We start from the raw sequence: 24,438 nt of genomic DNA, 5'->3' as shown, positions 1-24,438 counted from the left end.
ATCGCCCCGGGCACCTCCGACCGGGTGAGGCCCGCCCTGGCCGGGCCGCCCCGGGAGAACTCACCCCGAGCCCAGCGAAGAGCGAAAAGGTGCCGGGCCCGCCGATTGCAGCTCCCCCCACTGCGACCGGCGGGCCCGGGCCTCGACCGTGCGCCGCGGCGGGAGAGCGAGGGCACGGGAGGCTCTGCTGAGCAGTATCCCCAAGGCGCGGGCCGGGGCAATCGGGCCATGTGACCCTCCTCACTGGGCCGAACGGCCCGCATTCGCGCGCCCCGCCGGACACACGCGCCCCGGAGCCCGACTCCGGCCCCGCCTCAACCGCCCTCGGCGACCCGTGCCGACCAGCGCTGCTCGACCTTGGCCAGACGCCAGTAGGCGAGCGCCGCCGCCCACACCGCGACGAACAGGCCGACGATGACGTACCCCACGTTGTCGAGGTCGAGCCCGGCGATCCAGCCGGTCACCGCGTCCGTGAGGGCGAGTTTCTCGCGCAGGACACCGACCAGCTCGATCGTGCCGATGAAGAACGCGACCGCGATCGACAGACCGGTGATCGTGAGGTTGTAGAACACCTTGCGCACCGGGTTGGAGAACGCCCACTGGTACGCGAAGTTCATGAACGTCCCGTCCAGCGTGTCGAACAGACTCATGCCCGCCGCGAAGAGCAGGGGCAGGCAGAGGATCGCGTACCAGGGCAGCCCGGCCGCGGCCCCGCTGCCCGCCATCACCATCAGGGTCACCTCGGTCGCCGTGTCGAAGCCGAGGCCGAAGAGGAAGCCGAGCGGGTACATCTGGCCGGGGCGGGTGATCGACCTGGTGAAGCGGCCGAGGATGCGGTTCATGAAGCCCCGCGAGTCCAGGTGTTCCTCCAGCTCCCGCTCGTCGTACGAGCCTTCGCGCATCGCCCGGAACACCTTCAGGATGCCGAGGAGCGCCACCAGATTGAGCGCCGCGATCAGGTACAGGAACGTGCCCGACACCGTCGTGCCCACCACGCCCAGGACCTGGTGCGTGGTGGACTCGTCGTTCAGGAGCACACCGGCGAGCGCCGCGCCGCCCGCCACGAGCGCCGCCATCGCGACGACCACGCTGGAGTGCCCGAGCGCGAACCAGAACCCGACCGACACGGGCCGCTTGCCGTCCGCCATCAGCTTGCGGGTGGTGTTGTCGATCGCCGCGATGTGGTCGGCGTCGAACGCGTGCCGCATCCCGAGCGTGTACGCGGTGATGCCGAGTCCGATGCCGAACGCCTTGTCGCCGACCTCGTAGTGCTCGGGGACGACGAGAAGGAACAGCACGCCGAACGCGACGACGTGCAGCGCCGCGATCACCGCGAGGAGACCCGCCGTACGGACGGTGTCCTCACGGCGCCAGCGGAAAGTCGCGGGGGTTCCGGGCAGGGTCATGCCTTGATCACGCTCCAGCACCTCGTGGATCACTTCGTGAGATGCCGTGGCCGGTCTCCTGGCTTACGGGCATGGCGCGCCGCTCCTGCCTTCCCAGCCGCCCGGAGGCGGCCAGTGGCGCGGTGGAACGGCGTGCTCCGCACCGACCCGGAAGCGGGACGGCACGGAACCCGATCACAGTGGCGAGGGCCGCTCCGGACTTGGCCCCGAAGGGCCGTCACCGGTCTTCCCGAGCACCACGGCCCGCCCACCTTAGAGGACGGGCCGCGCGCTGCTCCGGGCGGCTACCCCTCGCGGCGCTCGCGCGCCCGCCCGATCTCCTCGTACGCCTTCTCCCGGCCCTCCCAGTGCGAGCCCTCGACGGACTTGCCGGGCTCCAGGTCCTTGTAGACCTCGAAGAAGTGGGTGATCTCCAGGCGGTCGAACTCGGGGAGGTCGTCGATGTCCTGGGTCTCCGCGTGGCGCGGGTCGTGCGCGGGCACGCACAGGATCTTCTCGTCCGGGCCCTTCTCGTCGCTCATCACGAACATGCCGATGGCCCGGCACTCGATGACGCAGCCGGGGAACGTCGCGTCGCCGGTCAGCACCAGCGCGTCCAGCGGGTCGCCGTCGCCGCCGAGGGTGCCTTGTACGTAGCCGTAGTCCGCGGGGTACTGGGTCGAGGTGAACAGCATCCGGTCGAGCCGGATCCGCCCGAGTTCGTGGTCCATCTCGTACTTGTTCCGGGAGCCCTGCGGGATCTCCACGATCACGTCGAACGCGTCGCCGCGCGTCTCGCTGCCGCCCAATGTGGCCTCCTTGCCCCATTGCCGCCCGCTCGAATTGCCACCGAGTGTGCGCCGCGCGGGCCGGGGGCGGAAGCCCTTCGACAGGCCCTAGGACAGCCCCCGGCCGGAGGGGCCGATGGGGAAGACGAGTTCCGGCCGGTCCCATGCGACGGCCGGGGGCCGTGCGACGGCCGTGCCCGTGCGGTGCGCCCCGACGCTGCGGTAGAAGCCCTCCGCCGGCGGGTGCGCGACGACGCGTACGTGGTCCAGGCCCGCGGTGTGCGCCTCGTCCCGCATGTGCGCGACGAGCAGGCGCCCGATGCCCATTCCCTGCGCGTCGTTCGCGACGAACATCAGGTCCAGCTCCGGCGGGGCGAGGAGCAGGGAGTAGAAGCCGAGCACGCGGTCGTCGGCGAGCGAGGCCGCGACGAAGACCCGGTGTGCCTCGATGTAGTCGGGGCCCACCCGGTAGTCCGCGACCATCGGCGCGTACGGGCCCTCGTAGGCGCGGGAGCCGCGGACGAGCCGGGTCAGCCGTCTGGCGTCGCGCGCGGTGGCCCGGCGCACCGTGACGGCGGGGTCACCGCCACGCCGCGTAATGCTCGATGTCATGCGTCGAGTATTACGTATCTGATCGCGGACCCGGCAATCGGCGGTCAGCCCGTGGGCACGGTCGCTTGGACCTGGCGCAGGAACGCGGCGTTGTCGGGGGTGTGGCGCAGCCTGTCGAGCAGCGCCTCGTAGGAGGAGTGGCCGTCCCGGTCCCGCAGCGCCCGGCGCAGTCCGCGCTCGGCCGTCAACTCCGTCGCGGAAAGCAGGAGTTCTTCGCGGCGCGTGCCGGAAGGGGCGAGATCGACGGCCGGGTGGACGCGGCGGTCGGCGAGCGAGCGGTCCAGGCGCAGCTCCATGTTGCCGGTGCTCTTGAGCTCCTCGAAGAAGTAGTCGTCGGCGCGGGAGCCGGTGTCGACGAGGGCGGTGGCGAGGATCGTCAGAGAGCCGGCCTCCTCGGTGTTGCGGGCGGCCCCGAACAGCCGCTTCGGGCCGAGCAGCGCGGCGGCGTCGACACCGCCGGACAGGGTCCGGCCGCCCGAGGAGGCCGCGTTGTTGTGGGCGCGGCACAGCCGGGTGAGGGAGTCGAGCAGGACGACGACGTCGCGGCCCCGCTCGACCAGGCGCTTCGCGCGCTCGACGGCGAGTTCGGCGAGCGCGATGTGCGCCTTGGCGGGCTGGTCGAAGGTGGAGGCGTACACGTCGCCGCGCACGGAGCGCCGCATGTCGGTGACCTCCTCGGGGCGTTCGTCGACGAGCACCACCATGAGATGCGCCTCGGGGTGGTTGGCGGCGACGGCGGCGGCGAGCTGTTGCAGCAGGACGGTCTTGCCGGTCTTCGGCGGCGCGACGAGCAGTCCGCGCTGGCCCTTGCCGACCGGCGCGAAGAGGTCGACGACGCGGCCCCCGAGGCCGCTCGCCGGGCTCTCCATGCGCAGCCGCTCGGACGGGTGCAGCGGGGTGAGGTCGCCGAAGCGGGGGCGGCTTCGGACGGCGTCGACGGGTGCGCCGTCGACGGTCTCGACGTGGGTGAGCGTGTGCGGCCTGGCGCACAGCCCGGCCACCAAGTCGCCCTTGCGCAGCCCGAGTCGGCGGACGAGCGCGGCGGGGACCTGGACGTCGTGGGAGGCCGGCAGCAAGGTGGCGGCGCGCAGGTGCCCCGCCCCGTTCGGGCCGATGTCGAGGACGCCGGTGGCCGTCCGTACGGAAATGTCCGGTGCTTCCAGAGTGGTGGTGGTCATGATCGGTTCACGGTCCTTTCGCGGACGCTGGTGGTACGCGGAGTGCAGAAGGGAAGGGGGGACCGGCGAGCGGCGGGGCGGAACATCACGCCCCGCGGGACGGGCAGGACAGCCCGTGGCCGGAAGAGATGCGCGCGCTGAGGCGCTGGGAAAGACAGATCGCTGCGAAGCGGATGGCTGAGAAGCGGATCGCTGCGAAGCGAGAAGGGATGCGGCACCGGCGCCTCGGAAGGGGCGTACACACGTGCCACTCGCACTGTAGCACTCACATCCGGGCGGACGGCAACAGCGGACTTCGCGGCCCCGCCGATCTATGCTGGGCGGCCATGTTCACACCCCACGGCCCCACCCTCCGCGAGCTGGCCGTTCAGGCGCTGTCGTCGGTCGAGCGCGGCTACGACCTGCTCGCCCCGAAGTTCGACCAGACCCCGTTCCGCACGCCGGACAGCGTCCTCACCCCGGTCGCGCGGGCGCTGAGCGACTTCGGCCCGTACGGGGACGGGCTCGACCTGTGCTGCGGGACCGGGGCGGGGCTCGGCGTGCTGCGCGAGGTGTGCGCCGGGCGGACCGTGGGCGTCGACTTCAGCGCGGGCATGCTGGACGTCGCGCGCGGGGAGGAGCCGGCCGCCTCGTACGTGCGCGGGGACGCCCTCGCGCTGCCGTTCCGGGCCGTCTTCGACCTCGTCGTGAGCTTCGGCGCGTTCGGCCACTTCCTGCCCGGGCAGTACCCGGCCCTCTTCGCCCAGGTGCGTCAAGTGCTGCGCCCCGGCGGGCAGTTCGCGTTCCCGCTGCCCGCTCCGGCGCGGCCGGGGTCGCCCGCGTACTGGATGATGCTCGGCTTCGACGGCGCGATGCGCCTGCGCAACGCCGTGTGGCGCCCGCCGTTCGTCATGTACTACCGGCCGTTCCGACTCGGCGAAGTACGCCGGGAGTTGGCGGCGGCCGGGTTCGACATCGCGCTGCGGGGCCTGCCGGAGCTGGGGGAGCGGCCCGACGGCAGTCCGCGCTGCCGCCTGGTCGTGGCCACCAAGCGCTGACGCCCGGCCGCGCTGTCGCCTGGTCGTGGCGACGAGGCGGCTCTAACGCCTGCCCGCGCGCCCCCGGGTGAAGCGCACCTTCGTCAGCTCCTCCGAGACCTCCCACAGCCGTCGCGCCGCCTCGGTGTCGAGCGCCGACGGGGCCGGGCGGACCCGGGTCGGCGTGCCGCGCAGCTCGCCCCGGCCGTCGGGCCCGATGAACTCGCCGCCCCGGACGCCCGGTTGGGTGGCGGCGTACAGGAGCGGCAGCGCGCCACGCTCGGCCGACTGGGCCAAAGGCCTGGCCAGGTACCCGAAGACCAGGCGCGGCAGCCGGACCGTGCCGTTGGTCTGGAGGCCGGTCGCGCTGTACCCGGGGTGCGCGAGCACGCTGCGCAGCGGGGAGCCGTCGGCGGCCAGGCGGCGGTGCAGTTCGAGGCCGAACAGGGCGTTGGCCAGCTTCGACCGCCGGTAGAACCCCATCGGGTCGTAGCCGCGCTCACCCGTCAGGTCGTCGAAGTCGACGCGGCCCTTGCGGTGTTCGAGCGAGCTCACCGTCACCACACGCGGTTCCGGCGCTTGGTGCAGCGCGTCGAGCAGCAGCCCGGTGAGCGCGAAGTGCCCGAGGTGGTTCGTCGCGAACTGGATCTCGTGGCCCTGGGCGCTGAGCGTGCGGGGCGGCGCCATCACCCCGGCGTTGTTGAGCAGGAGGTCGATCCGGGGGTGGTCGGCGCGCAGCCCGTCGGCGAAGGCCCGTACGGAGTCGAGGTCGGCGAGGTCGAGGCGGCGCACGTCGAGCCGCGCGTCCGGCTGCCGCGCGGTGACCGTGGCGGCGGCGGCGCGCCCCCTGTCCGGGTCGCGCACGGCGAGGACCACCTGCGCTCCCCGCCGCGCCAGGGCTCTGGTGGCGGCCAGGCCGAGACCACCGGCCGCCCCCGTGACGACCGCGACCCGCCCGCTCTGGTCGGGGACGCGGTCCGCGCCCCACCGCTCCCCGCGCGCTCCGCCCCGCCCGCTTCCGCTTCCGCTTTCGCTGTGTGCGTCCATGTGGCACAGCCTGACCTTGGTGGCACTTGGTGTCAAGAAGATACTGAGTGCCAATGAGGGCATGGGGTGTAGAACGCGGATGTAGGGTGGGCGGGTGAGCACGCGACCCCAGCTGAGCCTGGCCCAGCGCAAGAGACAGCTCGTGGCGGACGAACTGACCGAGGCGGCCCTGCAGCTGCTCGCGCTCAAGGGCTTCGACACGGTCACCGTCGACGAGATCGTGGCGGCCGCCGGAGTCTCCAAGCGGACCTTCTTCCGGTACTTCGCGTCCAAGGAGGACGTCGTCGTCCAGTTCCTGGCCGACATGGGCGCGGACATGCGCGCCGCCCTCGCCGGGCGCCCGGCCGGTGAGACGCCCGCCGAGGCCCTGCTGCACGCCGTGCGCGTACCGGTCACCACGTGCGCCGCCGACTCCGAACGGGCGCTGCGCGTCGTCCAGTTGATCCTGCGTACCCCGGCGCTGCACGCCCGGTTCCTGGAGCGCCAGGCGCAGTGGCGCGACGATCTCGCCGGTGAGCTGGCGGCCCGCGTCGGCCTCGACCCGGAGACCGACCTCTACCCGCGCCTCGCCACGGGCACCGCGCTCAACGCGTTCCACGTCGTCCTGCAGCGCTGGAGCGCGAGCGACGCGGCGCAGGACCCGGTCGCCCTCCTCGACGAGGCGTTCGCGGTCGTCGCGGGCGCGCTGGACCGGTGAGGGGCGTCGTGCGGACACGTCCGGGAGGGCGCGGTGCCGCGTGGTGGATCACCTTCGCGGTGATCGCGTTCGGGGCGCTGTTCCTGGTCATCGGGGCGATCCTGGCGGGGGTGTCGGCCTCGTACGTGGCGAACGCGAAGCGCGCGCCGGGCACAGTCGTCGGCCTCGACTGGCGCGCGGACCACAGCAGCGGATCCCGGCGCCACCGGTCGTCCTCCGGCGGGCCGGTGGCGCACCCGGTGGTCGAGTTCGTCCCTGCGGACGGTGAGCGCACGACGTTCACCGACTCGACGGGCTCGAAGCCGCCCGCCTACGACGTGGGGGAGCGCGTCGAGGTGCTGTACCGGGCCGGTTCCCCGGAGGACGCGAAGATCAACGGGTTCCAGTCGCTGTGGCTGCTGCCGCTGATCTTCGGCGGCATCGGAGCGCTGATCGCGGGGGTCGGGACGACTGTGGCGATCGTGCGGCGACGCGGGCGACGCCGGAGGCCGGGCGCGGGCGCGCCCGCGGCCCCCGTGTCGTCCGGCGCGTCCGGCGCGGCCGACGCGGTCGTGCCGCTCACGAAGGGCACCCCTAGGCCGCCACGGTGACCCGCCAGGCGGCCTCGCCCGGCTGCCCGCCGGTGACGCGGACCTCGACCTGGCCCCGCACCTCCGGGACCGCGCCGGCGCCGGACCGGAAGCGCTGTGTCGCGCCGCATCGGCCTGATGGGCCCGCCCGACCGTGCGGGCGAGGCCCAGTGCGCCGGCCCGCGCCCGCGATGACGCAGCGGATCGACGGGCCGAAGGGCTGCCGCGCCCACGCCTGGCCGTACGACGAGCACGGCACGTACCCGGGCGGCCCGAGCGTCCCGTAGGGGAGCCGCTGCCCCATACCGCCGTACGCTGCCCGTACCGCCGTACCGCCGCACCGCCCTGAACTACGCTGACCTGGTGACGAAGCAAGAACGCCCGGCCAATCAGGGGCGCCGGGTCGCCGCACGCAACCGGGCCGCCCTCATCACCGCCGCGCGGGAGGTCTTCGCCGAGCAGGGGCTGAACGCGCCGCTGTCCGCCGTCGCCCGCAGGGCGGGGGTCGGCCAGGGCAGCCTCTACCGGCACTTCGCGGACCGCGTGGCCCTCGCCACCGCCGTCCTCGACGAGAACGTGCGGCAGATCGAACAGGCCGCCACCGCGCCGGACGCGAGTCTCAACAGCGTGCTGGGCGTGGTCACTTGGCATCTGACCCGGTCCACGGCCTTCGTCGACCTTTTGCGCGTGCGCGGCGACGGGGCGGAGGCGCGGGCCCTCGCCGGGCGCGTCCACAGCGTCCTCGCCGGGTTCGGCCCGGCCGGGCCCGGCCTCTCCGCCGACGACCTGATGCTGGCGGTCGCGATGGTCTCCGGGGCCGTCGCGGGACCCACCCCCGCCGAGCGGGAGCGCGTCGCCCTGCGGGCGTGGCGGCTGCTCGGCGTCGAGGTGGGCCCGCTGCGACAGCCGGAGGCGGTGGCCGACACGCAGGTGGGTGACACGCAGGTGGGTGACACGCAGGCGGGCGACGCACAGGAAGGCGACGCGTAGGGGCCTCAGCCGCCGTTCGACTGGCGGATGCCCTTGCCGAGGGCGGTGAACCCGTAAACGTATCCGCCGTCGGGACCGCTCACGGTCATGTACGCCTTCTTGCCGCCCGGAGTGATCGCGACGTTCGTGGCCGACTTCAGGCCCTCGGCGTCTCCCGCCGGGATCTCGACGGTGGCCAGGCGCGCGCCGTACTTGCTGTGGACGGCGACGGCCGCGCGGCCGTGCAGCCCCTGGTAGAGATTGCCGTCGGCGTCCACGGCGATCGAGTCGGTCTGGGCCAGGCCGCCGTCGACATGGATCGCTTCGTGGCGCGAGGTGACCGCGGTCTTTCCGGCGTCCAGGAGGAGGTAGGAGACGGTGTCCTTCTCCAGTTCGCTGATCCACAGACCGCGCCGCTCGGGGTCGAACATGATCCCGTTCGGCTGGGCGAGCCCGTCGGCCAGGACGATCGTCCTCTTCCCGTCGCGGTCGACGCGCACGATCCGGCCGTCGGACTCGTCCGGCTCCGTGCCCTGCGCGTCGCTGATGTACAGGTGGCCCGCGTCGTCGAAGGCGATGTCGTCCGGGGTCATCCGGGACCCGTCGACCTCACCGGAGAAGAAGGTGCGCGGGTCCGAGCCGTCCCGCTCGACGCTGACGACGGCGCCCGTGGCGAAGTCGCTCAGGTAGAGCCGGCCGTCGTACGGGCTGACCTGCGCGGAGGTGTACGCGCCCGTCGCGTCGGTGTAGAGGCTTTTGTGGTTGCCGGTCGCCACGTCGACGGAGAGGACCTTGGGCTCGCCGGGTGGCGCGGTGACGTCCACGAGCGTGAGCCGGCGCCCGCGCTCGTCCAGGACCGGGCCCTCCAGGAGCGTCATGCCGGTGGCCTCGTGCACGTCGGTCACGTGCGCGACCCGGGTGGCGCCGATGCGCTTGCCCTCGCCGGGCGTTGCCGGAGTCCCGGCTCCGGGCCCCGTGGCCTGCTCCGTGCCGCAGCCGGTCAGCGCGAGGAGGGCGGCGGTGGCCGTCAGGGTCAGCAGTGTGCGCGGTGTCCTCATGCGCGGTGTCCTCATGCGGGGTGAGCTCCTTCATCTGCTCCGGTGGAGGGGATCACGCCGCCGACCAGCCGCCGTCGGAGGGCACTATCGCGCCATTGATGTTCACCGCGTCCTTGCTGAGCAGGAACGTGATCGAGGCCGCCAGCTCCTCGGCCGTCGCCAGGCTCGGGATCGCGACGCGCATCTTCGCCGTGCGGGACGAGCCGTACGGGGCGGGCGCCGGCACCTTGATGCCGGTGGCGACGGCGCCCGGGGCGACCGCGTTGACCAGTACGCCCGTGCCCGCGTACTGGTAGGCCGAGGACTTCGTCAGGCCGACGAGGGCGTGCTTGGACGCCGTGTAGGCGGCGCCCGCCGCCGAACCGCGCAGGGCCGCCTCGGAGACGACGTTGACGACGCGGCCGCCGCCCGCGGCGAGCATCCCGGGCACGACGGCGCGCATCAGCCGCATCGGACCGTCGACGTTGACGCGCATGACGCGCTCCCAGATCGTGTCGTCGACCTCGTGCACGGCGGCGTCGTCGTCCATGACGCCCGCGACGTTGGCCAGGCCGTCCACGCGCCCGCCCGCCGCGTCCAGGACGGACTCGGCCGCGCCGGGCCCGGTGATGTCGACGGTGACGGGGACGACCGCCTCGCCGAGGTCGGCGGCGAGCGCCTTGACACCGTCGGACAGGTCGACGGCGACCACCCGGCCGCCCTCGCGCACGATCCGGGCGGCGACGGCCCGGCCGATGCCGGAGGCGGCGCCGGTGACGACGACCGACTGGCCGTCGAAGCGGCCCGGCGTGACCTGCTCGGTCCACGGCTCGGGGGTGCCGAGTTCGACGCCCGTGTCGGGCTGCGCCACGGGGGCGGCGGGCAGGTCCTCGGGGACGAGCCCGGTCCCGGCGGCGGTGACCAGGGCGTCCACCAGCTCGGGCGGGAACGTCCCGCCCGACATCTGCACGAGCTGCTCCAAGGACAGGCCGAGGGCGGGGGAGAGGGCCTCCTCGCTCTGGCCCTGGGCGGCGAGCATGCCGCGCAGGACCCGTCCTGCGGCGGGGTCCGCCAGCCAGTCGCGCAGCGGGGAGGCGGGGGTGAGATCCGACATCGCGGGCCTTTCGTGTCCGGCTGAACGCTTGCGTGGCGGGCCCACCCGGGCACGCTCGGGGGCGCTCGAAGGCGCCCGGGTGTGCTCGGGGGGCGTGATCCCGCCACTACCGGACAACGGTGTCCGGTTGCTGGGTTACGGTACCGAAGGCCGCGCGGCACGCCCAGACCGGGCACCGCCCACCCCTGTCCGCGCCGCGCCGCGCCCGCCCCGTACTCGTCCCCACACGAGAGGAACCGGCCCGATGACCCTGCCGCACTGCGACAACCCGCCCACCCCGCAGGAGGCGGCCGCGCTGCGCGAGCGCTACCGCGCGGAGCGGGAGCGCCGCGTCCGGCCCGAAGGCCCCGGCCAGTACCGGTCCACCACCGCCGAGTTCGGCTACTTCGCCGCGGACCCCTACATCGAGGGGACCGGGGAGCGGGCGCCGGTCCACGACATCGTCGACGTCGCGGTCGTCGGCGGCGGCTTCGGCGGGATCCTGGCGGGTGCGCGCCTGCGTGCGCGGACCGGAACGGGCTTGCGGATACGCGTCGTCGAGCAGGGCGGCGACTTCGGCGGCACGTGGTACTGGAACCGCTACCCGGGCGTCCACTGCGACATCGAGTCGCACGTCTACCTGCCGATGCTCGACGAGACCGGCTACGTGCCCGAGTGGAAGTACACCCCGGGCGAGGAGATCCGGCGCCACGCGGTCCGCATCGCCGAGCAGTCGGGGCTCTACGAGGACGCCCTGTTCTCGACCTCCGTCACCGCACTGACCTGGGACGACGCCGCCCGCCAATGGCTGGTCTCCACCGACCGCGGCGACGCATTCCGGGCCGCCTTTGTCGTCACCGCCACCGGCACCCTGACCGAGCCCAAACTCCCCGGCATCCCCGGCATCGAGGACTACAGGGGCCACACCTTCCACACCTCGCGCTGGGACTACGGGTACACGGGCGGCGGCCCCGAGGGCGGTATGACGGGCCTCGCGGGCAAGCGGGTCGGCGTCGTCGGCACCGGCGCCACCGGCGTCCAGGTCATCCCGAAGCTCGCCGAGGACGCCGCCCACCTGTACGTCTTCCAGCGCACGCCCTCCGCCGTCGACGTACGGTGCCAGCAGCGCACGTCACCCGAGCAGGTCGGCGCCGACCGGCCGGGCTGGGCGGCCGAGCGGCGCGAGAACTTCCTGCGGATCGTCTCCGGCGAGGACGCCGCGACGGACCTGGTCGCCGACGGCTGGACCGCCTCCGCCGCGCTCCTGGAGAAGCTCCTCCCGAGCTTCCGCCGCGACGGCGAACCGGACTTCGAGACCGCGTACGAGACAGCCGACCACGCCACCATGAACCGGATCAGGGACCGGGTGAGCGCCGAGGTCACCGACCCGGCCACGGCGGCGGCCCTCCAGCCCTGGTACCGGTACGCCTGCAAACGGCCCACGTTCTCCGACCTCTACCTGCCGGTCTTCAACCGGGACGACGTGACGCTCGTGGACACCGCCGACACCCACGGCATCGAGCGGATGACCGAGCGCGGCGTCGTCGTCGGCGGCACCGAGTACGAGGTCGACTGCCTGATCTTCGCCACCGGGTTCTCCGTGGGCGTCTCCGGCGTCACCTCGGGCAAGCTGCCCGTGACCGGGCGCGGCGGGATCCAGCTCCTGGACGAGCGGGTCCGGCGCGGCCCGCGCTCCCTGCACGGCTTCCTCAGCAACGGCTTCCCGAACCTGATCCAGATGGGCTCGCTGCAGAACGCCAGCAGCGTCAACTTCACGCACATCCTCGACGAACAGGCCGTGCACGCCGCCGCGCTGATCGCCGCCGCGCACGACAAGGACGCCGTCCTGGAGCCGACCCCCGAGGCCGAGGACGCCTGGACCGGCGTCTGCGCGCAGGGCGCCCCGGACCACGCGTGGTTCCACGCCGAGTGCACACCGGGCTACTACAACCGGGAGGGCCGCGGCCGTCCGAACGGGCCGCTCGCCTATCCGCACGGGGCCGTCGCCTTCCACGAACTGCTGCGCGGCTGGCGCGCGGACCACATGGACGAGGTGCTTCAGGCCAAGTAGGCAGTCCTCGCGGGACGGATGACTCCGGGCCGGTCGGCGGCCCGCGCGGAGAGGTGGCCCGGGCCGCGTTCAGCGGCCCGCGGCCATCTCCCTCAGTTCACGCAGCGATTCCCCCAGGAACTCCTCCAGCGGCCGGGTGCCGTCCGAGCCGATCCAGCGCTCGAAGCCCACCTTGAACACGGCGACGCCCACTTCCGCCGCCAGGTGCGCGGCGTCGGCGGATGCGCCCCGCCGCTCCAGCGTGCCGGCCACCGCCCGGGACAGCGACGCCAGCTTGTTCAGCTCGCGCTCGCGCAGCTCGGGGCTGGCCATGATGACTTCGTGGCGCTGCCGGGCGAACGCGTGGCGGTCCTCGAAAAGCGCACCGGCCGCGTCCAGCGTCGCGGCGACCGCGTCCAGGGGCCCGGCGGTCTCCGGCGCCCCGGTCAGGGTCTCCACGAAGAACGTCTCCATGTGCGACGCGCCCCCGAAGAGGACTTCGCGCTTGTCCGCGTAGTGCCGGAAGAACGTCCGCTCGGTGAGGCCGGCGCGCTCGGCGATCTGCGCGGCGGTGGTCTGCTCGAACCCGCGCTCGCGGTACAGGTCGAGCGCCGCACGCTCCAGGCGGCCGCGCGCGTTCGGTTCCCATCGGCTCATGCCCCGATCTTATGTGATGACGGTGACTGACATCAGTGCTACCGTCGAGAGAGCGATGACAGTTACTGACATCGCTGCTCGTGTCATTACTTCACTGCCTCACTGCCTCATGGAGGTCTCCTCATGCGTGTCTTCGTCACCGGCGCGTCCGGCTGGATCGGCTCCGCCGTCGTACCCGAACTCGTCGGCGCGGGCCACGAGGTGCTCGGACTCGCCCGCTCGGACGCCTCGGCCGCCGCCCTCACCAACGCGGGCGCCGAGGTGGTCCGCGGCTCCCTCGACGACCTCGGAACGCTGCGCGACGCGGCGTCCGGCTCCGACGGCGTCCTGCACCTCGCCTTCAAGCACGACATCGCCTTCAGCGGTGGCTTCGAGCAGGCCGCCGACGCCGACCGGCGTGCCATCGACACCTTCGGCGCCGCACTGGCGGGCACTGGCCGCCCGTTCGTCATCGCCTCAGGCCTCCTCGGCCTCACGCCCGGCCGGGTCGCCACCGAGGAGGACGGTTCCGCGCCGCCCGCACAGGAGGGCCACGCGGGCGGTCCCGCCCAGCGGATGGCCAACGCGCGGGCGGTCGTCGCCCTCGCCGACCGGGGCGTGCGCTCGTCCGTCGTCCGGCTGCCCCCGACCGTGCACGGCGACGGCGACCAGGGCTTCGTGCCCGCCGTGATCGCCACCGCCCGCGAGAAGAAGGTTTCCGGCTACATCGGTGACGGCGCCGCGCGCTGGCCCGCCGTGCACCGCGCGGACGCGGCCCGGCTCTTCCGGCTCGCCCTGGAGGACGCGCCCGCGGGCTCCGTGCTGCACGCCGTCGGCGACGAGGGCGTGCCGATCCGCTCCGTCGCCGAGGTGATCGGGCGCCACCTCGGCGTGCCGGTCGCCTCGATCACACCCGAGGAGGCGCCCGCGCACTTCACCTGGCTGGCGAACTTCCTGAACCTGGACAGCCCGGCCTCCGCCGAGCGCACCCGCACGCTCCTCGGCTGGGAACCGACGCGGCCCGGACTGCTTGAAGACCTCGATGCGGGGCACTACTTCACGTCGCCTTCCGGTCGCTGACCCTGCGTGACGCCGGGTCAGCTGTCCGTGCATCCTCATTCGTGCTGATCCTGTGCATCTTTGCGGGCAGCTCCATGGAACCCGGACGAGGCCTCCCATCTCGCCGGGGACGGGCGCGGGCCGCGTGATAGCACGGAGCGATCAGACTCGAAGGAGACGACGACCTCATGGGTATCTTCAGCCGTCGCCCGACCGCGACCCTCGAGCCGACGGACGACGTCGGCCCCGGCACGCCCTTCCCGGCGTCCGCCGCGTCCGGTGTCGCCCTCGACCCGACGCTGCGCGCGCTGACCGGAGAGTGGACGATCGACCGCCCGCACAGCCGGGTCGGGTTCTCCGTGCGGCACGCGATGGTGACGACCGTGCGCGGTGCCTTCGCCGACTACGACAGCACCCTCTACTTCGACGGCGCGCGGCCCGAGAAGTCGCGGGCCGAGATCGTCATCCGCGTCGCCAGCGTCGACACGGGCGTCGAGCAGCGGGACGCCCACCTGATCGGCAAGGACTTCTTCGACGCGGGGCGCCACCCGGAGATGGTGTTCCGCTCCACGTCCACGGCCCACGTGGGCGGCGAGACGTTCCGGATGACCGGTGACCTCACCATCAAGGGCGTCACCCGGCCCGTCGAGCTGCAACTCGACTACCTGGGCTCGGTCCTGGACCCGTTCGGCTTCGAGCGGTCCGGGTTCGACGGCACCACCACCATCGACCGCACCGACTGGGGCCTGGTCTACAACCAGCGCCTCGAAGCGGGCGGCACGATGGTGAGCGAGAAGGTGCGGCTCCAGTTCGACATCTCCGCGATCCGTGCCACGCCCCTGGAGTAGACGGCCGGCTCGGTCATCGTGCGCCCTCCCCGGTTCCCCGCCGGCGGAGGGCGCCGTCATGAGCGGGCCGGGCCCGCCGGGGCAGATTTCATGCATCTGCAACGATCTTTCGGCCGTCTCCCTGTTAGACATACAGCTACGAACCTGCCGCGACCCTTTCCGGGAGGCACAGCTGTGTCCTCAGCATCCACTCCTGCCCCTGCGCTGCACCTCGCCGTCGCCCTCGACGGCACCGGCTGGCACCCGGCCTCCTGGCGCGAACCGGCGGCCCGGCCGCGCGAGCTGTTCACCGCCGCGTACTGGGCGGACCTGGTCGCCGAGGCCGAGCGCGGGCTGCTCGACTTCGTCACCTTCGAGGACGGGCTCGGCCTCCAGTCCTCGCACCCCTTCGAGCCCGACGGCCGCACCGACCAGGTGCGCGGCCGCCTCGACGCGGTCCTGACCGCGGCCCGGATCGCCCCGCTGACCCGGCACATCGGCCTGGTGCCGTCCGCGATCGTCACGCACACGGAGCCGTTCCACCTCTCCAAGGCCGTCGCCACCCTCGACTACGTGAGCAACGGCCGGGCCGGGCTGCGCGTCCAGGTCTCCGCGCGGGCCCATGAGGCCGCCCACTTCGGCCGCCGCGCGATCCCGCACCTCGACGCGGAACGCCTCGACGAGGCAGAGGAGTTGGTGACGGACCTCTTCGACGAGGCCGCCGACTACGTGGAGGCCGTCCGCCGCCTCTGGGACAGCTGGGAGGACGACGCCGAGATCCGCGACGAGGCCACCGGCCGCTTCGTCGACCGGGACAAGCTGCACTACATCGACTTCGAGGGCCGCCACTTCAGCGTGAAGGGCCCCTCGATCACCCCGCGCCCGCCGCAGGGCCAGCCGGTCGTCAGCGCCCTCGCCCACCGGACCGTCCCCTACCGGCTCCTGGCCCGCCAGGGCGACGTCGGCTACGTCACCCCGCACGACGCCGACGAGGCCCGCGCGATCGTCGCCGAGATCCGCGCCGAGCAGGAGACGGCGGGGCGCGCCGGGGAGCCGCTGCACGTCTTCGGCGACCTCGTCGTCTTCCTCGACGACGACCCGGACGCCGCGCGGGCGCGCCGCGCCCGCCTCGACGCCGCCGCGGGCGAGCCGTACACCGGGGACGCCCGGATCTTCGCCGGGACACCCTCGCAACTGGCCGATCTGCTCCAGGAGTTGCAGGCCGCCGGCCTCGCCGGGTTCCGGCTGCGGCCCGCCGTCCTCGCGCACGACCTGCCCGCGATCACCCGCGGCCTCGTCCCCGAACTCCAGCGCCGGGGCGCCTTCCGGCGCGCGTACGAGGCCGACACCCTGCGCGGTCTGCTCGGGCTCGCCCGGCCCGCGAACCGCTACGCGGCCACCACGACCGCACCTGCCACGGTCTGAGCCGGACGGAGAAGAACGACATGAGCAAGCCGCTGAAGCAGATCCACCTGGCCGCCCACTTCCCCGGCGTCAACAACACCACCGTGTGGAGCGACCCGGAGGCCGGCAGCCACATCGAGTTCAGCTCGTTCGCCCACTTCGCGCGGACCGCCGAGCGCGCCAAGTTCGACTTCCTCTTCCTCGCCGAGGGGCTGCGGCTCCGGGAGCAGGGCGGGCGGATATACGACCTGGACGTCGTCGGCCGCCCCGACACCTTCACCGTCCTCGCCGCGCTCGCCGCCGTCACCGACCGGCTCGGCCTGACCGGCACCATCAACTCCACGTTCAACGAGCCCTACGAGGTGGCCCGGCAGTTCGCCAGCCTCGACCACCTCTCGGGCGGGCGCGCCGCCTGGAACGTCGTCACCTCCTGGGACGCCTTCACCGGGGAGAACTTCCGCCGCGGCGGCTTCCTGCCGAAGGAGGAGCGGTACTCGCGGGCCAAGGAGTTCCTGACCACCGCGAACGAACTCTTCGACTCCTGGCACGGGGATGAGATCCTCGCCGACCAGGCCACCGGCACCTTCCTGAACGACGCCAAAGCCGGTTCCTTCGTCCACACCGGGCAGCACTTCGACATCCAGGGCCAGTTCAACGTCCCGCGCTCGCCGCAGGGCCGCCCCGTGATCTTCCAGGCCGGTGACTCCGAGGAGGGCCGCGAGTTCGCGGCGTCCAGCGCCGACGCCATCTTCAGCCGGTACGCCACGCTCACGGAGGGCCAGGCGTTCTACGCGGACGTCAAGCGCCGCCTCGCCGCGTACGGGCGCCGCCCCGAGCAGCTGAAGATCCTGCCCGCCGCGACCTTCGTCCTCGGCGACACCGACGCCGACGCGGAGGAGAAGGCCCGCGACGTGCGCCGCCGCCAGGTCAGCGGCGCCACGGCGCTCAAGCACCTGGAGTTCGTCTGGAACCGGGACCTTAGCGGGTACGACCCCGAGGGGCCGCTACCCGATGTCGACCCGGACGTCAGCGAGCACCACATCGCCGAGGGCCGCGCGCAGGTGCGGATGTACCGCGACCCGCTCGCCACCGCCCGCGAGTGGCGCGAACTGGCCGCCGCCCACCACTGGTCCATCCGCGACCTGGTCATCAACACCGGCAACCGGCAGAGCTTCGTCGGCACCCCGGCCACCGTCGCCACCGCCATCAACGACCTCGTGCAGGCCGACGCCAGCGACGGCTTCATCCTCGTCCCGCACCTCACCCCTGGCGGCCTCGACGCCTTCGCCGACCAGGTCGTCCCGCTCCTCCAGGAGCGCGGGGTCTTCCGTACCGAGTACGAGGGCCCGACCCTCCGCCACCACCTGGGCCTCGACCAGTAGGCCACCCACCCAGCCCAGGAGGACAGCCATGAGCCAGGAGTTCCTCTGGTACATCCCCAACACCGTCGAGCCGGGGCACCGCGGGGACGACACGACGGCAGGTTGGGGCTCGGTCGAGCACTCGACCGAACTCGCCCTCGCGGCGGAGAAGCACGGCTGGGGCGGCGCCCTGCTCGGCACCGGATGGGGCCGCCCCGACGCGTTCACCGTCGCCACCGCCCTCGTCGCCCGCACCACGACGTTCAAACCGCTCGTCGCGGTCCGGCCCGGATACTGGCAGCCCGCGCAGTTCGCGAGCGCTGCCGCCACCCTCGACCAGCTCAGCCGCGGCCGGGTCCTGGTCAACATCGTCAGCGGCCTGGACAGCCCGGCCGCGTACGGCGACACCACGGTGGAGCCGGCCCTGCGCTACGCCCGCACCCGGGAGTTCCTGCACCTGGTGCGGCGGCTGTGGACCGAGGAGCGGGTCACCTTCCACAGCGAGCACTTCCGGGTGACGGAGTCCACGGTGCAGCCGCGCCCCTTCGCCACCGAGGGCCGGGCGCACCCCGTGCTCTACTTCGGCGGCGCGTCCCAGGCCGCCGAACGGGTGGCGGCGGCCGAGGCGGACGTGCAGCTCTTCTGGGGCGAACCGCTGGACGGGATCGCCGAACGCGTCGAGCGGTTACGGAAGCTGAGCGCCGAGGTGGAGCGGCGCCACCGGCCGCTGGAGTTCGGGCTGCGGATCACCACGCTCGTGCGTGACACGACCGAGGAGGCGTGGCGCGCGGCCGAGGAGAAGGTCGCGCGGATGGCGCGGGCGGAGACCGAGCCGACGTGGGCGGCGCAGCAGCGGGCCGCCGTCGGCCAGCGGCGCCTCCTGGACCTCACCGAGCGCGGCGAGGTGCTCGACACCTGCCTCTACACCGCGCCGGGCAAGGCCGGCGGCGGGGGAGCGGGGACCACGTGGCTGGTCGGCTCGGCGGACGACGTGGCCGGGGCGCTGCGCCGCTACCGCGACCTGGGCGTCACGCACTTCGTCCTGTCCGACACCCCGTACCGGGAGGAGACGGCCCGGGTGGGCGGACAACTGCTGCCCAGGCTGCGGGAGCCGGCCGGGCCTTGATGTCACGCGTACGCGGAACGGCCCGAGCCGGAAGGCTCGGGCCGCTCGGTGTGCCGGTGCGCGGATCAGGCGGCGACGGTCTCGCCGGCGTGGCCGTGCAGGCGGGCGAGGAGCTCGGTGAGCTGCTCGGCGACCTCGGCGTCGTCGACCGGGTGCGTCTCGGCGAAGCGGGTCAGGGAGGACGGGATGGAGATCTTGAGGTCCTCGATCACCCGGCCGCCCGCGATGCCCACGGACTTGCGGACCTCGTCCTGCGCCCACACGCCGCCGTACTGGCCGAAGGCGGTGCCGCCGACGACGACGGGCTTGCCGCCGAAGGCACCGGCGCCGTAGGGGCGGGACAGCCAGTCGATGGCGTTCTTCAGGACGGCCGGGATGGTGCCGTTGTACTCGGGGGTGAAGACCAGGAACGCGTCGGCGTTCTGCGCGGCCTCACGGAGCTTGGCGGCGACGGCGGGCACGTTGCCCTCGACGTCGATGTCCTCGTTGTAATAGGGGATCTCGGCCAGACCCTCGAACAGCTCGACCTCGGCGCCCTCGGGCGCGAGCTTGACGGCCGCCTCGGCGAGCTGGCGGTTGTGCGAACCGGCGCGCAGGCTGCCGACGAGCGCAAGGATACGAACAGACATGAGGACTCCAAGGGGCTGCGAAAAAGACTCTCTACGGTCCGGAGACGATCCGGAGAACAATCCGGACCGAGGTCCGTTTACAGTTCTAGCACCCTAAGCGGACCGCGGTCCAGTTCGGCCGGGAATGCTTTACGCTGTGTTCATGTCCCCAAGCCCGCCCCACCTCCCGGCGTCGCCCGACCCCGTGGGCGAGCCCGCTTTGCTGGAGATCGGCCTCGCCGCGGACGACGAGCCGTGCCTGCGCGCCGACGCCGCCCGCAACCGCGCCCGGCTCCTCGAAGCGGCGGCCCGCCTCGTCGCGGAGCACGGTCCGGCGGGCGTCACCATGGAGGCCGTCGCCGCCGCCGCGCAGGTGGGGAAGGGCACGGTCTTCCGCCGCTTCGGCGACCGCACCGGCCTGCTGACCGCACTGCTCGACCACACCACGAAACAGCTCCAGGCCGACCTGATGAGCGGGCCGCCACCGCTCGGCCCCGGCGCCCCCGCCGACGAGCGGCTGCGCGCGTTCGGCACGGCCGTCCTCCGCTGGTCCGTCGCCCAGCTCGAACTGCACCTGGCTGCGCAGCCGGAACCCGCGCGCCGCATCGCCCACCCCTCGCACCGGGTCCTCGCCACCCACGTCACGATCCTGCTGCGCGAACTCGTCCCCGAGGCCGACTGCGCGCTCCAGGCGCAGGCGCTGATGGGCTACCTCGACCCGGCCCTGATCCACTACCTGACGAAGCGGTGCGACATGCCGCTCGAACGCCTGGAAGCGGGCTGGACCGACCTGGTCGCCCGCGTCACCGGGGCGGCGGGCGGACCCGGCTCCCGCTGAGCCCGTCGGGCATCTCCTCCCACGCGGGAGCATGGCTACGCGTGTGACGACATGTGACTCAAGGTGCGCGATGGCGCACACCTCCGCACACTGGTCCACACAGATCCCCGGACCTAGGAGCTGTCTTGAGCGCACACATGTCATCGCCCACCCGGTCCAACGGCGAGATACGTGTCGCCTCGGTACCCGCAGGACATGTGTACGTACGGCACTGCTCCGCCCCTCGGCCGGACGGTGTCGCACGGCTGGCGGACCCCCGCCCGAACGGCGCGCCCAGCACCTCCCAGCGGTGGTGGCCGCCGGTGATGCTCGACCCGGACTGGGTCGCCGCCCACCACCGGGAGTTCGACCTGTTCCATCTGCACTTCGGCTTCGACGCCCAGAGCCCCGACCAGCTGGCCGCGCTCGTCGAGACCCTGCGCCGGCACCGCAAACCCCTGGTGTACACGGTCCATGACCTGCGCAACCCGCATCAGCCGGACCCCGCGCTCCACGACGCCGCGCTCGATGTCCTCGTCCCGGCCGCCGACCGCCTGATCACCCTCACCGCCGGGGCGGCCCAGGTCATTCAGGAGCGCTGGGGCCGGACGGCCACGGTCCTGCCCCACCCGCACGTCGTCGGGCTCGAACGCCTCGACGTGGCCAGGCCGGTGCACGAGGGCTTCCGGGTGGGCGTGCACGCCAAGAGCCTGCGGCTCAACATGGCCGTCCTCCCCGTCGTGCGCACCCTCGCGGCCACGGTCGCCGAACTGCCCGGCGCCCGCCTCCAGGTGAACGTCCACCGCGACGTCGCCGAACCCGGCTCGCCCGGCCACGAGCCGCGCCTCATGGCCGAGGTGAACGATCTCGCCGCACAGGACCGCCTTGAGCTCGCCGTGCACGACTACTTCGACGACGGCCAGCTGTGGGGATACCTGGAATCCCTCGACCTGTCCGTGCTGCCCTACGCGTTCGGCACCCACTCCGGCTGGCTGGAGGCCTGCCACGACCTGGGCACCGCTGTCGCCGCCCCGGACTGCGGTTTCTACGCCCAGCAGCGCCCCTGCCACACCTACGGACACACACAGGAGGGCGGGCTCGACGAGGAATCACTGCGCAAAGCGGTGCTCTCGGCATACCAGGAGCGTCCCGCGCCGAAGGCGACCGCACGGGAGCGGGCCCGCGAACGCGACGAGATCGCCGCCGCGCACCGCGCCCTCTACGCGGACGTGCTCCAGCGGGCCGTCCAAGCGGACGCGGGCCGATGACCGCCAAGAGGGTGGCGCTCATCGCGTCAGCGCGCCACCCCATCAGCGAACCCTTCGCGGGCGGTCTCGAAGCGCACACCTGGAACCTCGCGCACGCGCTGATCCGGCGCGGCCACCACGTGGAGCTGTTCGCGGCGCCCGGCTCCGACCCGGCGCTCGGCGCCCGTGAACTCCCGGTGCACAGGATCGAGTTGAGCGCGGCGGCCCGGTCGGACGCCAGCATGCCGAGCCTCGCCTGGATGGAGGAGCACCACGCGTACCTGATGCTGATGCTGGAGCTGGCACGCGACGGGGACCGGCGGTTCGACGTCGTCCACAACAACAGCCTGCACCACCTCCCCGTCGCGATGGCGTCGACGCTGCGCGTCCCGGTGATCACGACGCTGCACACCCCTCCCACGCCCTGGCTGGAGTCCGCGATCCAGACCCCGGACGCCTGCCCGGTCGCGTTCACCGCCGTCAGCGAGTTCACGGCCTCCGCCTGGCAGCCGCTGGTCCCGGCCGCGCGCGTCGTGCGCAACGGCGTCGACACCGGCTTCTGGCAGCCGGGGCCCGGCGGCGACGGCCTGCTCTGGTCGGGCCGCCTCGTCCCCGAGAAGGGCCCCCACCTGGCGATCCGGGCGGCGCGCGCGGCCGGGGTGCCCCTGCGGCTCGCCGGGCCCGTCTCGGACCGGCGCTACTTCGCCGAGGAGGTGGCGCCGCTGCTCGGCGACGGCGCCGAGTACGTCGGCCACATCGACCGGCGGGGCCTCGCCGAACTGCTGCGGTCCTCCGCGGCGGCGCTGGTCACGCCGAGCTGGGACGAGCCGTACGGGCTCGTCGTCGCCGAGGCGCTGGCCTGCGCCACCCCGGTCTGCGGCTTCGACCGGGGCGCCCTCGCGGAGATCCTCACCCCGGAGTGCGGACTCCTCGCGCCCCCGGGCGACGTGGACGCCCTCGCCGCGCTCATCCCGCGTGTCATGCGGCTCGACCGGAAGGCCGCCCGCGCCCGCGCCGAGGAGTTCTGCGCACTGGACCGCACGGCCGACGCCTATACCGCCCTCTACGAGGAGGTGTCCGGGTGACGACCGGCCCCATCGGCTACTACGTGCACCACCAGGGGCGCGGCCACCTGCACCGCGCCCAGTGCGTGGCCCCGCACGTGCCGGGCCCGGTCACGCTCCTGTCCTCGCTGCCCAGGCCCGCCACCTGGACGAGCCCCTGGGTGGCGCTGCCGCCCGACACCACGGACGACCCGCTCGACCCCACCGCCCGGGGACGGCTGCACTGGGCACCGCTCCACCACCCGGGACACCGCGAGCGGATGGGCGTCATCGCCGAGTGGATCAGGCAGGAGGAGCCCGCCCTCTTCGTCACGGACGTCTCCGTGGAAGTCACCGCCCTGGCCCGTCTCATGGGCGTCCCCGTCGTGGTGACGGCCATGCGCGGCGACCGCGCCGACGCCGCGCACCGCCTCGGCCTCGACCTCGCGGACGCGCTCCTCGCCCCCTGGCCGCGGTCCCTGCCCGAGCCGGGCTGGCCCGCCGCCTGGTACGAGAAGACCCTGCACACGGGGAGCATCTCGCGCTTCGACGGACGCCCGCGGCCCGCCGGCACGCGACCACCCGGCAACGAGGTGCTCGTGCTGTTCGGCGCGGGCGGCACCGCGTTCACCCAGTCCGCGCTCGCCGAGGCCCGGCGCGCCACCCCCGACTGGACCTGGACCGTCCTGGGCGGCGAGGGGGCCGCCTGGACCGAGGACCCCTGGCCCGCGCTGTGCCGCGCCCGCGTCGTCGTCACCCATGCCGGGCAGAACGCGATCGCCGAGTGCGCCGCCGCCGGTGCCCGGGCCCTGGTCCTCCCGCAGGACCGCCCGCACGGCGAACAGCACGCCACAGCACGGGCGTTGCGGGCGGCGGACCTGGCGACCGTACGGGACAGCTGGCCGTCCGCGCGGGAATGGCCGGCCCTGCTCGAGGAGACCGCGGCCCGCCCGAACCGCTGGTCCCGCTGGTCCCACGGCGACGGAGCGGCACGCGCCGCACGCCTCCTCACCGACCTGGCCTCCCGCTCACCGAGGCAGCCCGTATGCGTAGCGCGGTGATCACCCTCGCGGCCGGGCGCCACGCGCACCTGCGGCTGCAACAGGACGGGCTCGCGCGCGGCGTGCGCACCCCCGACCAGTACGTGGTCGTCTCCATGGCCGACCCCGGGATCGCGGACGCGCTCGCCGACCGGCGTCCGGCCGCACAGGTCGTCACCGTGCCCCTGGCCGACGGACGGCTGCCCCTCGCCGCGGCCCGCAACGAAGGTGCCGCGCGGGCCCTCGCGGGCGGCGCCGACCTCCTCGTCTTCCTCGACGTGGACTGCGTACCGGGCCCCACGCTCCTGGACGGCTATGCCCGCGCCGCCGAGGACGGGGCGCTGCTGTGCGGCACGGTCGCCTACCTGCCGCCCCCACCGGGCACGGGCTACCGCCTCGACGATCTGGAGGGCCTCGCCCCACCGCACCCCGCCAGGCCCGCTCCGCCCGCCGGGCACGTGGAGCGCGGGGGCGACCCGCGTCTGTTCTGGTCGCTCTCCTTCGCGCTCACCGCCCGCACGTGGCGGCGGATCGGCGGCTTCTGCGAGGACTACACCGGGTACGGCGGCGAGGACACCGACTTCGCCGCCACCGCGGCCCACCGGGGCGTCGACCTGTGGTGGGTCGGCGGCGCGCCCGCCTACCACCAGTACCACCCGACGCACCATCCGCCCGTCCAGCACATCGACGACATCCTCCGCAACGGGGCGCTCTACAAACGCCGTTGGGGCAGCTGGCCGATGGAGGGCTGGCTCCGCGCGTTCGAGGCGGAAGGGCTCGCGGTGCACGACAGGGCCGCCGACGCCTGGCGCAGGACCTGACCCGCACC

At 73.4% G+C, this 24,438-nt stretch carries 25 protein-coding genes and 1 riboswitch; of the genes, 15 read left to right on the top strand and 10 right to left on the bottom strand.

Annotation, left to right across the window (positions count from 1 at the left end):
- Positions 1-314: 314 nt before the first annotated feature.
- The 4 genes from nicT to rho all read right to left on the bottom strand — a co-directional run bounded on the left by nicT (position 315) and on the right by rho (position 3,963).
- Positions 315-1,406: a Nickel transporter NicT gene (gene nicT / locus N5I75_RS29775; RefSeq protein ID WP_476682491.1), complete on the bottom strand. Its 1,092-nt coding sequence runs from the start codon at positions 1,404-1,406 to the stop codon at positions 315-317.
- 31 nt (positions 1,407-1,437) lie between these two features.
- A riboswitch (cobalamin riboswitch) is annotated at positions 1,438-1,662 on the bottom strand.
- A gap of 28 nt (positions 1,663-1,690) precedes the next feature.
- On the bottom strand, positions 1,691-2,194 hold the full coding sequence (locus N5I75_RS29770) for an inorganic diphosphatase (RefSeq protein WP_476682489.1): 504 nt from the start codon (positions 2,192-2,194) through the stop codon (positions 1,691-1,693).
- An 87-nt stretch (positions 2,195-2,281) separates the two neighbouring features.
- Positions 2,282-2,785, bottom strand: coding sequence for a GNAT family N-acetyltransferase (locus N5I75_RS29765; protein WP_476682487.1), 504 nt, complete (start codon positions 2,783-2,785; stop codon positions 2,282-2,284).
- Between the two features lie 44 nt (positions 2,786-2,829).
- Complete coding sequence (rho, locus tag N5I75_RS29760; protein WP_476682485.1) at positions 2,830-3,963, bottom strand: transcription termination factor Rho; 1,134 nt, start codon at positions 3,961-3,963, stop codon at positions 2,830-2,832.
- Positions 3,964-4,289: 326 nt separating this feature from the next.
- Here rho and N5I75_RS29755 point away from each other — a divergent pair, with 326 nt between their 5' ends.
- Entirely contained in the window at positions 4,290-5,000 is a 711-nt protein-coding gene (locus tag N5I75_RS29755) for a class I SAM-dependent methyltransferase (RefSeq protein ID WP_476682483.1), read from the top strand.
- Positions 5,001-5,042: 42 nt separating this feature from the next.
- Here the strand turns inward: N5I75_RS29755 and N5I75_RS29750 are convergent, their stop codons facing one another.
- On the bottom strand, positions 5,043-6,026 hold the full coding sequence (locus N5I75_RS29750) for an oxidoreductase (protein ID WP_476682481.1): 984 nt from the start codon (positions 6,024-6,026) through the stop codon (positions 5,043-5,045).
- A 94-nt stretch (positions 6,027-6,120) separates the two neighbouring features.
- On the opposite strand from N5I75_RS29750, the gene N5I75_RS29745 reads away from it, so the two are divergent.
- Entirely contained in the window at positions 6,121-6,723 is a 603-nt protein-coding gene (locus N5I75_RS29745) for an acyl-CoA-like ligand-binding transcription factor (RefSeq protein WP_476682479.1), read from the top strand.
- Positions 6,724-6,731: 8 nt separating this feature from the next.
- The gene (locus N5I75_RS29740; protein WP_476682477.1) at positions 6,732-7,313 is read left to right on the top strand and encodes a DUF3592 domain-containing protein; all 582 of its coding nucleotides are present in this window, start codon (positions 6,732-6,734) and stop codon (positions 7,311-7,313) included.
- Here N5I75_RS29740 and N5I75_RS29735 read toward each other — a convergent pair.
- Positions 7,297-7,596 (bottom strand): hypothetical protein, encoded by a 300-nt coding sequence (locus N5I75_RS29735; protein WP_476682475.1) that lies wholly within the window; start codon positions 7,594-7,596, stop codon positions 7,297-7,299. The genes N5I75_RS29740 and N5I75_RS29735 overlap by 17 nt on opposite strands.
- Before the next feature lie 59 nt (positions 7,597-7,655).
- Here N5I75_RS29735 and N5I75_RS29730 point away from each other — a divergent pair, with 59 nt between their 5' ends.
- Positions 7,656-8,282, top strand: a complete 627-nt coding sequence (locus tag N5I75_RS29730) for a TetR/AcrR family transcriptional regulator (protein WP_476682473.1) — start codon at positions 7,656-7,658, stop codon at positions 8,280-8,282.
- Between the two features lie 5 nt (positions 8,283-8,287).
- Here the strand turns inward: N5I75_RS29730 and N5I75_RS29725 are convergent, their stop codons facing one another.
- Together N5I75_RS29725 and N5I75_RS29720 are read right to left on the bottom strand one after the other, a co-directional pair.
- Positions 8,288-9,334 (bottom strand): SMP-30/gluconolactonase/LRE family protein, encoded by a 1,047-nt coding sequence (locus N5I75_RS29725; protein WP_476682471.1) that lies wholly within the window; start codon positions 9,332-9,334, stop codon positions 8,288-8,290.
- Positions 9,335-9,371: 37 nt separating this feature from the next.
- Positions 9,372-10,412 (bottom strand): SDR family NAD(P)-dependent oxidoreductase, encoded by a 1,041-nt coding sequence (locus N5I75_RS29720; RefSeq protein WP_476682469.1) that lies wholly within the window; start codon positions 10,410-10,412, stop codon positions 9,372-9,374.
- A gap of 244 nt (positions 10,413-10,656) precedes the next feature.
- On the opposite strand from N5I75_RS29720, the gene N5I75_RS29715 reads away from it, so the two are divergent.
- On the top strand, positions 10,657-12,462 hold the full coding sequence (locus N5I75_RS29715; RefSeq protein ID WP_476682467.1) for a flavin-containing monooxygenase: 1,806 nt from the start codon (positions 10,657-10,659) through the stop codon (positions 12,460-12,462).
- A 69-nt stretch (positions 12,463-12,531) separates the two neighbouring features.
- On the opposite strand, the gene N5I75_RS29710 is transcribed toward N5I75_RS29715, so the two are convergent.
- Positions 12,532-13,098: a TetR family transcriptional regulator gene (locus N5I75_RS29710; RefSeq protein ID WP_476682465.1), complete on the bottom strand. Its 567-nt coding sequence runs from the start codon at positions 13,096-13,098 to the stop codon at positions 12,532-12,534.
- Between the two features lie 123 nt (positions 13,099-13,221).
- Here N5I75_RS29710 and N5I75_RS29705 point away from each other — a divergent pair, with 123 nt between their 5' ends.
- From N5I75_RS29705 to N5I75_RS29685, 5 genes are all read left to right on the top strand, one after another.
- Positions 13,222-14,157, top strand: a complete 936-nt coding sequence (locus tag N5I75_RS29705; RefSeq protein WP_476682463.1) for an SDR family oxidoreductase — start codon at positions 13,222-13,224, stop codon at positions 14,155-14,157.
- A 167-nt stretch (positions 14,158-14,324) separates the two neighbouring features.
- A complete protein-coding gene (locus N5I75_RS29700) occupies positions 14,325-14,984 on the top strand; it encodes a YceI family protein (RefSeq protein WP_476682461.1) in 660 nt (219 codons plus the stop codon).
- A gap of 174 nt (positions 14,985-15,158) precedes the next feature.
- The gene (locus N5I75_RS29695) at positions 15,159-16,388 is read left to right on the top strand and encodes an LLM class flavin-dependent oxidoreductase (protein WP_476682459.1); all 1,230 of its coding nucleotides are present in this window, start codon (positions 15,159-15,161) and stop codon (positions 16,386-16,388) included.
- A 20-nt stretch (positions 16,389-16,408) separates the two neighbouring features.
- Positions 16,409-17,749: an NtaA/DmoA family FMN-dependent monooxygenase gene (locus tag N5I75_RS29690; protein WP_476682457.1), complete on the top strand. Its 1,341-nt coding sequence runs from the start codon at positions 16,409-16,411 to the stop codon at positions 17,747-17,749.
- A gap of 28 nt (positions 17,750-17,777) precedes the next feature.
- Positions 17,778-18,854: an LLM class flavin-dependent oxidoreductase gene (locus N5I75_RS29685; protein WP_476682455.1), complete on the top strand. Its 1,077-nt coding sequence runs from the start codon at positions 17,778-17,780 to the stop codon at positions 18,852-18,854.
- Between the two features lie 65 nt (positions 18,855-18,919).
- On the opposite strand, the gene N5I75_RS29680 is transcribed toward N5I75_RS29685, so the two are convergent.
- A complete protein-coding gene (locus tag N5I75_RS29680; RefSeq protein ID WP_476682453.1) occupies positions 18,920-19,483 on the bottom strand; it encodes an NADPH-dependent FMN reductase in 564 nt (187 codons plus the stop codon).
- A gap of 124 nt (positions 19,484-19,607) precedes the next feature.
- Between N5I75_RS29680 and N5I75_RS29675 the strand changes: the two genes are divergently transcribed.
- The 5 genes from N5I75_RS29675 to N5I75_RS29655 all read left to right on the top strand — a co-directional run bounded on the left by N5I75_RS29675 (position 19,608) and on the right by N5I75_RS29655 (position 24,430).
- Entirely contained in the window at positions 19,608-20,300 is a 693-nt protein-coding gene (locus N5I75_RS29675) for a TetR/AcrR family transcriptional regulator (protein ID WP_476682451.1), read from the top strand.
- 125 nt (positions 20,301-20,425) lie between these two features.
- Entirely contained in the window at positions 20,426-21,547 is a 1,122-nt protein-coding gene (locus N5I75_RS29670) for a glycosyltransferase family 4 protein (RefSeq protein ID WP_476682449.1), read from the top strand.
- Entirely contained in the window at positions 21,544-22,611 is a 1,068-nt protein-coding gene (locus tag N5I75_RS29665) for a glycosyltransferase family 4 protein (protein WP_476682447.1), read from the top strand. The genes N5I75_RS29670 and N5I75_RS29665 overlap by 4 nt, the downstream gene beginning before the upstream one ends.
- A complete protein-coding gene (locus tag N5I75_RS29660) occupies positions 22,608-23,630 on the top strand; it encodes a glycosyltransferase (protein WP_476682445.1) in 1,023 nt (340 codons plus the stop codon). Before N5I75_RS29665 ends, N5I75_RS29660 begins: the two co-directional genes overlap by 4 nt.
- Positions 23,615-24,430, top strand: a complete 816-nt coding sequence (locus N5I75_RS29655; protein ID WP_476682443.1) for a glycosyltransferase family 2 protein — start codon at positions 23,615-23,617, stop codon at positions 24,428-24,430. The genes N5I75_RS29660 and N5I75_RS29655 overlap by 16 nt, the downstream gene beginning before the upstream one ends.
- Positions 24,431-24,438: the final 8 nt, after the last annotated feature.

The sequence above is a fragment of the Streptomyces sp. R818 genome, assembly GCF_056172735.1.
Note: the sequence above shows the minus strand (reverse complement) of the source record. Positions and strands in the feature narration are given on the sequence as shown.